Origin of the sequence: Mycobacterium sp., from assembly GCF_035506235.1 — a bacterium.
Lineage (GTDB): Bacteria > Actinomycetota > Actinomycetes > Mycobacteriales > Mycobacteriaceae > Mycobacterium.
Genome location: NZ_DATJPU010000304.1, coordinates 1 through 2461 on the forward strand (window position 1 = coordinate 1; position 2461 = coordinate 2461).

The 2461-nt window shown below is 62.7% G+C and carries 3 protein-coding genes; 1 reads left to right on the forward strand and 2 read right to left on the reverse strand.

The genetic code is table 11. The features are described 5' to 3' along the window. On the forward strand, positions 1 to 317 hold a 317-nt coding region (locus VMD50_RS28355; RefSeq protein WP_325433066.1), incomplete at its 5' end, for a CmcI family methyltransferase. A gap of 194 nt (positions 318 to 511) precedes the next feature. On the opposite strand, the gene VMD50_RS28360 is transcribed toward VMD50_RS28355, so the two are convergent. Together VMD50_RS28360 and VMD50_RS28365 are read right to left on the reverse strand one after the other, a co-directional pair. Continuing rightward, entirely contained in the window at positions 512 to 1513 is a 1002-nt protein-coding gene (locus VMD50_RS28360) for an NAD-dependent epimerase/dehydratase family protein (protein WP_325433068.1), read from the reverse strand. 38 nt (positions 1514 to 1551) lie between these two features. Next, the coding region (locus tag VMD50_RS28365) for a nucleotide sugar dehydrogenase (protein ID WP_325433070.1) at positions 1552 to 2461 on the reverse strand (910 nt) is incomplete at its 5' end.

The following is a 2461-nucleotide window of genomic DNA, read 5'->3' on the forward strand; positions in this document are numbered from 1 at the left end:
CTATTGCTGAGCATATACGACGCCTCAGAAGTGAGTTTCCCGGCAAGGTCTTCGCCATCCTCGACAGCGACCATTCAATGAATCACGTGCTGGCCGAGATGAAATTGCTGCGGCCGTTGCTCTCGGCCGGCGACTATCTCATAGTGGAAGACTCCAATATGAACGGACATCCCGTCCTTCCTGGATGGGGACCGGGCCCGTATGAAGCCATCGAGGCATATGAGCATGAATTCCCAAACGACTACACGCACGACGTGGCGCGGGAGAACAAGTTCGGCTGGACGCAGGCGCCCAACGGGTACTTGATCCGCAACTGACGCCTAGAGCTCGCCGAGGTCGCACTTCGACCGGCTACTGATATCGCAGCATCGCTTCTGGTTGGACACGGTCGCACTCAAGTTGCGACCCCGCGGGTTTCGATATCCCGCTGACCCCGGATTCATCTCGGCCTGCTCGTCCATCGCGGTCGCGCCGCCGTTGCGTGGTCGCGCGACCCCGCCTCACCGGATGCTTAAGGCTGCTCCCCCGCGGATTCGTTGAGGTACCACGGGTTGGCCCGCGCCCAGTCGATGGTCCGCCGGATCCCTTCCTCGACGTCAACCTGGAGGCGCCATCCCAGAACCCGCTGCGCCTTGGTCGAGTCCGGGATACGACGAGGGATGTCCTCGTAGCGACCCCCGTAACGCGCCGCGGTGTCAACAGCTTCGGGGCCAGACACCGAGTCGACATTCGCGATCTTGATCGCCAGATCGACAACGTCACCTACGGTCGTCTCGGTCATGCTCCCGATGTTGAACGCCTCACCGATCGCCGCGTTGCTGTCGGCCGCGAGCAGGGTGCCGGCGATGGCGTCGTCAACGTAGGTGAAGCACCGCGACTGGTCACCCGAGTCGTAAAGCAACGGCGGGCGGCCATTGAGGATGCGGTGAATGCTCTGCGAAATCACGAAGATGGGACTCTGCCGCGGGCCGTAGACGTTGAAGTAGCGAACGACCGTCACCGGCAGCCCGTAGGCGGTGTGCATCGCGAAGACGAGATGCTCGGCCATGGCCTTGCTGGTGCTGTAGCTCCACCTCGCGGTCCTGGTGGAACCGAGGACGCGATCGTCGTCCTCGGCGAACGGCGGATTGGGGTTTTTCCCGAACACCTCAGACGTGCTGGCGAACACCACGCGTGTTCCGTGCCGATGGCTGAGCTCCAGGACGTTGCGCGTGCCGGTGACGTTGACGTCGAGAACTCGAAGCGGATCGTCGAGATAGTTTTTGACACCGACGACCGCGGCCAGGTGAAAAACCGTGTCGACGCCGGGATTGAGGGCTTCTTGCAGTGCGGTGATATCGGTGACATCGCCTTGCACGAACCGGAAGCCGGGGTGTCGGTCGAAGTCGATACTGCTGTCGCGGGTGTTTTTTGCGAAGTCGAAAACCGTGACCGCGTCTCCGCGGTTTAGCAGTGCAGAGACCAAGTGCGATCCGATGAATCCATAGCCGCCCGTCACGACAACTTTGGACATTTTTGCTCTTTCATTTCCACCTAGAGGTTTGCGTTCACCTATCGGCCGATCCCCTTGTAGACGAAGCCGGCGGCGCGCACTGCCGCTGGGTCAAAGCTGTTCCGTCCATCGAGGAACACACAGTCGTCCGCCGTCAGGTCCGCGAGCCGGGGCAGTGGAACCTGGTGGAACTGTCGGTGCCCCGCGAGGACCACCAGGGCGTCCGCATCCTTGACCGCAGACTCGATGTCGGGGGTCAGAGGAATGGTCGTCACTGTGTGGGCCTCCTCGTCCGGCACCCACGGGTCATGAATCGAAAGCTGGCAGCCGGACTCCTCCAGCAAGGCGACGACGTACTTGGTGGGCGTGAGGCGGCAGTCGCCGGTGTTGTTTTTGAAGGCAATGCCCAGCACCGCAACCTTGCTCGTCTCGATCGCCTTGCCCTGATCGGCGAGCAGCTGCTGAAGCAACCCGTAGGTGTAGGCGGGCATCGTGTCGTTGACCGTCCTCGACGTCCGCGGGATCGCCAGGTCCAGCCCTACGGATTGGCCCAGGTGGTTGACGAACCAGGGATCCTTGGTCAGGCAGTAGCCCCCGACACCCATGCTCGGCCTCAAGATGTTCGCATCGCGACCACCCTTCGGCATCGTGTTGGCCGCCTCGATGACCTGGAGGGCGTCCATGCCGAGCCGGTCGCACACCTTGGCCAGCTCGTTCGCAAGCGCGACGTTGAGGTCGACCCAGAGGTTGTCGGCAAGCTTGACCATCTCGGCGGTCCGCGGATCGTCGACGACGATGGAGTCCACTCCCAGGGCGTGTCGCCACAGTGTGGAGCAGGCGCGGGCGCTGCGCTCTTCGACAGCACCGACGACGACCGGGATGGATGTCAGCTCGTGGATGGCTTGACCTTCGGCCAGCCGCTCGGGGCAAAACGCCAACCCGAAGTCGACCCCGGCCCGCAATCCGGAC